We start from the raw sequence: 7,688 nt of genomic DNA, 5'->3' as shown, positions 1-7,688 counted from the left end.
CTTTCTTGTTAGCGGTGGCTTTCAGGCTTGGACAGTCGGGTGGGGTAACCGGCGGCGGGCGCCCGGGGGGCGCCCGCGGGGGGATCACTTCGGTGCCAGACGCACGGCACCGTCAAGGCGAATAGTCTCACCGTTGAGGTAGGTATTGCCAATGATGTGGCCGACCAGGCTGGCAAAGTCGGCCGGCTGGCCCAGCCGCGACGGGAACGGGATGGAGGTGGCCAGCGATTCCTGCACGTTCGAGGGCATGCCATCGACCATCGGGGTCCAGAACACGCCCGGGGCGATGGTCAGCACGCGGATGCCGAAGCGCGACAGCTCGCGGGCCATCGGCAGGGTCATGCCGACCACGCCGCCCTTGGAGGCGGAGTACGCGGCCTGGCCGATCTGGCCTTCATAGGCGGCCACCGAGGCGGTGTTGATGATCACCCCGCGCTCGCCATCGGCCGAGGCCTCGTTGTGCTGCATCAGGTCGGCCGCGGCCTTGGCCACGTTGAAGCTGCCGACCAGGTTGACCATCACCGTGGTCTGGAAATTGGCCAGCGGCATCGGGGCCTCGCGGCCCAGCACGCGGCCGGCGCCAAGGATGCCGGCGCAGTTCATCACCACGTTCAGCCCGCCCAGGAAGTCCCTGGCGGCGGCCAGGTTGGCGGCCACGCCGGCCTCGTCGGTGACGTTGGTGGTGAAGTAGCGGGCATTGTCGGCGCCCAGTTCGGCGACGGCGGCCGCACCCTTCTCGTCATTGAGGTCGAACAGGGCGACCTTGCCGCCGTTGGCGACCAGGAACTGGGCGACGCCGAGGCCGAGGCCGGAAACACCACCGGTGATGACAGCACGCACGGAGGACAGCTGCATTGGAACGATCCTGCGGAAAAATGGACCACCGATTCTAGCGGATGCGCCTGCTCCGCCCAGAGGGGCAGGCCGGCTGGCCGTTTCAGCGCAGGCGCAGGGCCAGTTCCCCCGGGGACAGGCCCGGGGAGAACAGGAAGCCCTGGCCGACCGGCACGCCCAGCTCCAGCAGGAACTGGCGCTGGGCCTCGGACTCGATGCCCTCGGCCACCAGCCCCAGGCCCAGGCTGCGGGCAATGCCGCAGACCGCCTCGCAGACCGCCACGTCGGAACGGTTGCGTGGCACCCCGCCGATGAACAGCTGGCTGAGCTTGAGGCCATGGATGGGCAGGTTGCGCAGGTAGTTCAGGGCGCTGTAGCCCTCGCCGAAGTCGTCGATGGTCAGGATCACCCCCATCCCGCGCAGCTCGGCGAAGGTGCGCAGGGTGGCCGGGGCGTCCTCGATCAGGACCCGTTCGGTGAACTCCAGCTCCAGCGCGCTGCCGGGCAGGTCGAAGGCCTGCAGTGCCGACTGGACCTGGTGCGCCAGCCGGTCGCCGCTGAACTGGCGGTAGGAGACGTTGATCGCCACCCGCACCAACCCCAGCCCCTGGTCGCGCCATTCGCGGATCTGCTGGCAGGCCTGGTGCAACACCCAGTCGCCGATCCGGACGATGTCGCCGGTGTTCTCGGCATGGCTGATGAAGATATCCGGGCGCAGCTCGCCCAGTTGCCGGTCGTGCCAGCGGATCAGCGCTTCGCAGGCGACCAGTTCGCCGCTGCGCAGGTCCACCTGTGGCTGGTACACCAGCCGGAACTCGTCGCGTTCCAAGGCCTTGCGCAGGCGCCGTTCGATCTGCAGGCGGTCGCGCTGGCGCCGGGCCAGCTCCGGCGAGAACGCCTGCCAGCCATTGCGGTCGCGGCGCTTGCACTCATACATGGCCAGGTCCGCGTTCTGGATCAGCTGCTGCGGGCGTTGCCCATGCTGCGGCGCGCGGGCGATGCCGATGCTGGTGGTGACCGCGAACTCGTCCTTGCCGAACTGGAAGGGCGGCACGAAGGCGTCGGTGATGGCCTGGGCCAGTTGCTCGGGGCGTTGTGGCAGGTCGCGGGCATCGCAGGTGACCACGAATTCGTCGCCACCGAAGCGGGCCAGCAGGCCCTCGGTGCCGATGGCCTGGCTGATGCGGCGGGTTGCCTCGATCAGCAACTGGTCCCCGGCATTGTGGCCGAGCACGTCGTTGACGGTCTTGAAGCGGTCCAGGTCGATGTACAGCACCGCCACGCCGGCGTGGGAGGGGTTGCTCAGGCGCGCTTCCAGGTCGGTGAGCGCGGCATCGCGGTTCATGATGCCGGTCAGTGGATCGGTGCGGGCCTGGTTCTTGAGCGTTTCCTCGGCCTGCTTGGATTCGGTGATGTCCTGCAGGGTGCCGGCGATGCGGCTGGAGGCCAGGTCGCCGGGCTCGACCTCGCCGATCATGCGGATCCAGAAGCTGTGCCCGTTCGCGCGCTGCCCCTGCAGCTCCAACTCGAAGCCGGCACGCTGCTCGACCACCCGGTCCATGGCCTCGCGCAGCAACTGGCGCGACCCCAGGTTCAGGCAGCCGAGCAGGGTGTCCAGGTCCTCCGGCGGCTGGGCCTGGCCGAGGATGCGCTGGGCTTCGCCGGTCAGGTACAGGCGCTTCTGGCCGCGGTCCCATTCCCAGCCGCCGATGTGGGCCAGGGCCTGGGCGCGATCGAACAAGGCATGGTCGCGCTTGAGTTCGGTGATGTCGCTGAACAGCGAGAACACGTGGTCGGGCAGGTCGCAGTTGGACGAGAACACCGGCACGGTGGTCATCGAGATCCAGATCATGCGGCCGTGCGGCCGGTGGTACAGGCCGACGATGGTGCTGGGGATGATGCGTCCGTCGCGGAACGCGCGTGCGACCGGCCATTGCTCCATGCCCAGGCGGCGGCCGCGCTCGTCGACGGTGATCCACTCATCGGCATCCACCGGTGCGCGGGCCGGCAGGTGGTTGGTCAGTTGCAGGATGCGGTGCGCGGCGGGGTTGGCCGAGAGGATGTTGAAGCTGCGGTCGAACAGCATCACTCCCTTGTCGATGGACTCCAGCAGCAGGCGGTAGCGCGTTTCGGCCTGCCAGCGCCGGCTCAGGTCGCGGGCGACGGCGACGATGCACTGCTGGCCGTCATGCTCGAACACCGCCGAATGCACTTCCACCGGGAAGCGGCTGCCGTCGCCGCGCATGTTGGTGACTTCCACCACGTAGGTCTCGCCGCGGTGGAGGGTTTCCCAGACCGGCTCCAGGTGGTCGGCGGGCAGGTCGGGGTTGAGCAGTTCGATGGGCTGGCCGACGATTTCCTCGCGGGTCCGGCCGTAGGCCTCGATGCCGGCCTTGTTGAGGTCCAGCACGACACCGGTGGCGCTGAGGATGCTGACCGGGTCGGGCACCGCATCGAACAGCGCCTCGTAGCGGCGCTGGGCGGCGTGCCGCTCGGTCATTGCCTCGCTGAGTGCGGCGCGGGCGGCGACCAGTACCTGCTGCAGGGCAAGCGGCAGCGGCTGGTGCAGGGCCTGGTCCAGCCCGGCGAGCGCATCGACGTGGGCGGCGGGGTGTTCCCCCTCCGCGTGGACTATGCGCTGGCCGGTTCCGGTCATGACACTGTCAAAGCCTTTCCTGTCTTGCTGCCTGTCTGCCGGCCCAGCCGTTCGGCGAGCCAGTTCCCCGTGGCGGCAAGCGCCGGCAGATCGACGCCGGTGCTCATCCCCATACCGTGCAACATGTAGACGACGTCCTCGCTGGCGACATTACCACTGGCGCCACGCGCATAGGGGCACCCCCCGGTGCCCGCGACCGCCGAATCCACCACCCGGACCCCCACGTCCAGGCATGTGGCGATATTAGCCAGCGCCTGCCCATAGGTGTCGTGAAAATGGATGGCCAGGGCGTCGACCGGCAGTTCGGCGGCAACCGCCTGCAGCATCGCCCGCGCTTTCAGCGGGGTGCCCACGCCGATGGTGTCGCCCAGCGAGATCTCGTAGCAGCCCATCGCATGCAGGCTGCGCGCCACGCGCACCACGTCGGCCAGCGGCACCTCGCCCTGGTAGGGGCAGCCGAGCACGGTGGAGACATAGCCGCGGACCTTGATGCCATCGGCCTTGGCGCGGGCCAGCACCGGCTCGAAGCGACGCAGCGATTCGTCGATGCCGGCATTGGTGTTCTTCAGGTTGAATTGCTCGGAGGCGGCGGTGAACACCGCCACTTCCTGGACCCCGACCGCCAGCGCGCGCTCGTAGCCTTGTTCGTTGGGTACCAGTACCGGGTAGTTCACGCCGGGGCGGCGCTGGATGCCGGCAAACACCTCGGCGGCGTCGGCCAGCTGCGGCACCCATTTGGGGCTGACGAAGCTGGTGGCCTCGATGCTGCGCAGGCCGGTGGCCGAGAGCCGGTCGATCAGCGCGATCTTGTCGGCGGTGGCCACCTGCTGCTTTTCATTCTGCAGGCCATCGCGCGGGCCTACTTCCACGATGCGGACGAAATCGTTCATGGCGTTGCGATACCTGCGGTCACGGGGAGGCCCAGGCGGGCGGGCGCTTCTCGAGGAAGGCGGTCAGGCCTTCGCGGCCTTCATTGGAGGCGCGCAGCGCGGCGATCAGGCCGGCGTTGGCACGGTCCAGGGCATCGCGGTCACCGCCGGCGGCGGTCACTTCACGGACCAGGACCTTGGCCGAGGCCGCGGCGACCGGGCCGGCCTTGGCCAGCAGCGACAGCTGGGCGTCCACGGCCGCGTCCAGGGCCTCGGCCGCGACCACCTGGTGGACCAGGCCGATCTGCGCGGCGGTGGCCGCACCGAAGTGCTCGCCGGTGGCGAACCAGCGGCGCGCCTGGCGCGGACCGATGGCCGCGATCACATAGGGCGAGATCACCGCCGGCAGCAGCCCGAGGCGGCTTTCGGTCAGGCCGAAGCGGGCACCTTCGGCAGCGATGGCGATGTCACAGCAGGCCACCAGGCCGACGCCACCACCGAACGCGGCACCGTGGACGCGGGCGATGGTCGGCTTGGGCAGCTCGTCCAGGGTGCGCATCAGCCGGGCCAGGGCCAGCGAGTCCTGGCGGTTCTCGTCCTGGCTGGCGCTGGCCATCGCGCGCATCCATTGCAGGTTGGCGCCGGCCGAGAAGGAGGCGCCGGCCCCCGAAAGGACCACGGCGCGCACCGTCGGGTCATTGCCGACGGTTTCCAAAGCGGTGGTCAGGGTCTGGATCAGCGCGGCGTCGAATGCGTTGTGCAGTTCCGGGCGGTTCAGTTGCAGGGTCGCGACGGCGCCCTGGCGGTGTACGAGCAATGCATCGCTCATCGGGAAAGCCTGAGTTGAACGGTAAGTGCGCGAATCATAGCGGTGCAGGACTGGGACGCCATGACGCGACGCGGCGATGCTAGAATTGATAACCATTCTTATCAACTCCTTAGAAGGGCCCATTCAGTGACGTTGTCCGAGTTGCCGCTGCATGCCTCCGCCAAGGTTGAAGACGTACAGGACCTGCATCCCAATGACGCCATTGCGCGCCGCCTGCGTGAGCTGGGCTTCGTGAACGGCGAGGAGGTGCGCCTGGTGGCGCGGGGCCCGGTCGGCGGCGAGCCGCTGCTGTTCCAGGTGGGTTTCACCCGTTTTGCCCTGCGCCGCAGCGAAGCGGCCCGGGTGCGCGTGCGTACTGAAGGAGTATCGGCATGAGTGGGGCAGTGGCACGGCTGGCGCTGGTCGGCAACCCGAACAGCGGCAAGACCGCCTTGTTCAACCAGCTGACCGGTAGCCGCCAGAAGGTGGCCAACTACACCGGCGTCACCGTCGAACGCAAGGAAGGCCGCATGCGCGGCCCGTCCGGCCGCGAGTACGCGGTGCTGGACCTGCCCGGCGCCTACAGCCTGCACCCGGCCAGCCTGGACGAGGCGATCACCCGTGACCTGTGCCGTGGTTTCTACCCCGGCGAGGCCGCGCCGGATGCGCTGATCTGCGTGATCGACGCGACCAACCTGCGCCTGCACCTGCGCTTCGCGCTGGAGGTGCGTGAGCTGGGCAAGCCGATGATCGTGGCCCTGAACATGGTGGATGCGGCGCGCCGTCGCGGCATCGAGATCGACGTGCCGGCGCTGGAAAAGGCACTGGGCGTGCCGGTGGTGGAAACCGTCGCGGTGCAGCGCAACGGGGCCAAGGCCCTGGTCGAGCGCATCGACGGGCTGGTGCCGCAGCTGGCTTCGCAGCCCCTGCAGCAACCAGTGGAAGCCGGCGAGCACCACGCCCAGGTGCGCGCCATCCTGGAAGCGGCGGTGCGCATGCCCAGCCGCACCGGCAAGGTCGACGACACGCTCGACCGCTGGCTGCTGCACCCGGTGTACGGGCTGCTGACGCTGGCGGTGGTGATGTTCCTGATCTTCCAGGCGGTGTACGCCTGGGCGACCCCGCTGATGGACGGCATCGAGGCCGGCTTCGGCTGGCTGGGTGAGTTCGCCGCGGCCAATCTGCCGGAAGGGCCGCTGAGCAGCCTGCTGGTGGACGGCATCATCGCCGGCGTGGGCGGGGTGATCGTGTTCCTGCCGCAGATCCTGATCCTGTTCTTCTTCATCCTGGCGCTGGAGGAGTCCGGCTACCTGCCGCGCGCTGCCTTCCTGCTGGACCGGATGATGGCGTCGGCCGGCCTGTCTGGGCGCTCGTTCATCCCGTTGCTGTCCAGCTTCGCCTGCGCGGTGCCGGGCATCATGTCGACCCGCTCGATCCAGGACCCGCGTGACCGCCTGGCCACCATCCTGGTCGCGCCGTTGATGACCTGTTCGGCGCGCCTGCCGGTGTATGCGCTGCTGATCGGCGCGTTCATCCCGGCCAGGACGGTGTGGGGCGTGTTCAACCAGCAGGGGCTGGTGCTGTTTGCCCTGTACGTGGCGGGCATCCTCAGTGCGCTGATGATGTCCTGGACGATGAAGAAGTTCCGCCGCGACAAGAGCGAGCACCCGCTGATGCTGGAGCTGCCGTCCTACCGTCTGCCCAACCCGCGTGACCTGGCGGTGGGCCTGTACGAGCGCGCGATGATCTTCCTCAAGCGCGTGGGCGGCATCATCTTGGCGCTGACCATCCTGCTGTGGTTCCTGCTGTCCTTCCCCGGCGCGCCGGAGAACGCGACCATGCCGGCCATCGACTACAGCTTCGCCGGCCAGATCGGCCATGCGATGGCGGTGATCTTCGCCCCGCTGGGCTTCAACTGGCAGATCTGCATCGCGCTGATCCCGGGCATGGGCGCGCGCGAAGTGGCGGTGTCCTCGCTGGCCACCATCTATGCGCTGTCCGCGGCCGATGACGATGCCGCCATCCAGGCGCTGACCCCGGTGATCAGCGACGGCTGGACGCTGGCGACCGGCCTGTCGTTGATGGTGTGGTTCATCTACGCGCCGATGTGCATCTCGACGCTGGCCACCATCCGCCGCGAGACCAACTCCTGGAAGCAGATGGCGTTTGCCACGGTGTACCTGTTCGCGGCGGCGTACCTGGCCGCGCTGGTGACCTACCAGGTAGCCAAGGCGCTGGGGGCAGGCTGATGGACAGGGGCATGCTGCTGCAGTACCTGGTCATCGCGCTGGCTGTGCTGGTCAGCGCCTGGGTCGTGCTGAAGAAGCAGTTCCCCGGCGTGGTGCGGCGCCTGCGCGGTGCACTGGCGCTGTGGCTGGTGAAGCCGGCGCATTCGCAACGGTTGCAGGAGTGGGGGCGGCGGCTTGCGCCCCCGCCCGCCAATGGCGGCGGTGCCTGCGGTGGTTGCAGCAGCTGCGACACCAAGGCGCCCAAGCAGCATTGAACCGAACGCCGGGCCTGC

The 7,688-nt window shown here is 68.7% G+C and carries 7 protein-coding genes; 3 read left to right on the top strand and 4 right to left on the bottom strand.

Going from position 1 to position 7,688, the window contains the following annotated elements:
- Window positions 1–84: 84 nt before the first annotated feature.
- The 4 genes from ACIPR8_RS14475 to ACIPR8_RS14460 form a co-directional block, all read right to left on the bottom strand.
- Complete coding sequence (locus ACIPR8_RS14475; RefSeq protein ID WP_446541450.1) at window positions 85–855, bottom strand: SDR family NAD(P)-dependent oxidoreductase; 771 nt, start codon at window positions 853–855, stop codon at window positions 85–87.
- An 82-nt stretch (window positions 856–937) separates the two neighbouring features.
- Window positions 938–3,490 carry a sensor domain-containing protein gene (locus ACIPR8_RS14470; protein WP_323438017.1) on the bottom strand — a complete coding sequence of 851 codons (2,553 nt, stop codon included), beginning with the start codon at window positions 3,488–3,490 and terminating at the stop codon, window positions 938–940.
- The gene (locus ACIPR8_RS14465) at window positions 3,487–4,380 is read right to left on the bottom strand and encodes a hydroxymethylglutaryl-CoA lyase (RefSeq protein ID WP_132863109.1); all 894 of its coding nucleotides are present in this window, start codon (window positions 4,378–4,380) and stop codon (window positions 3,487–3,489) included. Before ACIPR8_RS14465 ends, ACIPR8_RS14470 begins: the two co-directional genes overlap by 4 nt.
- Window positions 4,381–4,399: 19 nt before the next feature.
- Entirely contained in the window at window positions 4,400–5,188 is a 789-nt protein-coding gene (locus tag ACIPR8_RS14460; RefSeq protein ID WP_446541449.1) for an enoyl-CoA hydratase-related protein, read from the bottom strand.
- Between the two features lie 126 nt (window positions 5,189–5,314).
- On the opposite strand from ACIPR8_RS14460, the gene ACIPR8_RS14455 reads away from it, so the two are divergent.
- Genes ACIPR8_RS14455 through ACIPR8_RS14445 form a run of 3 tightly spaced genes read left to right on the top strand, consistent with a single transcriptional unit; the run spans window position 5,315 to window position 7,670 of the window.
- Complete coding sequence (locus tag ACIPR8_RS14455) at window positions 5,315–5,563, top strand: FeoA family protein (RefSeq protein ID WP_132863111.1); 249 nt, start codon at window positions 5,315–5,317, stop codon at window positions 5,561–5,563.
- Entirely contained in the window at window positions 5,560–7,416 is a 1,857-nt protein-coding gene (feoB, locus tag ACIPR8_RS14450; RefSeq protein WP_446541448.1) for a ferrous iron transport protein B, read from the top strand. Before ACIPR8_RS14455 ends, feoB begins: the two co-directional genes overlap by 4 nt.
- Complete coding sequence (locus ACIPR8_RS14445; protein ID WP_323438020.1) at window positions 7,416–7,670, top strand: DUF6587 family protein; 255 nt, start codon at window positions 7,416–7,418, stop codon at window positions 7,668–7,670. Before feoB ends, ACIPR8_RS14445 begins: the two co-directional genes overlap by 1 nt.
- Window positions 7,671–7,688 lie beyond the last annotated feature (18 nt).

The organism is Stenotrophomonas sp. LARHCG68 (genome assembly GCF_052871705.1).
This window is presented reverse-complemented; position numbering and strand designations above follow the sequence as displayed.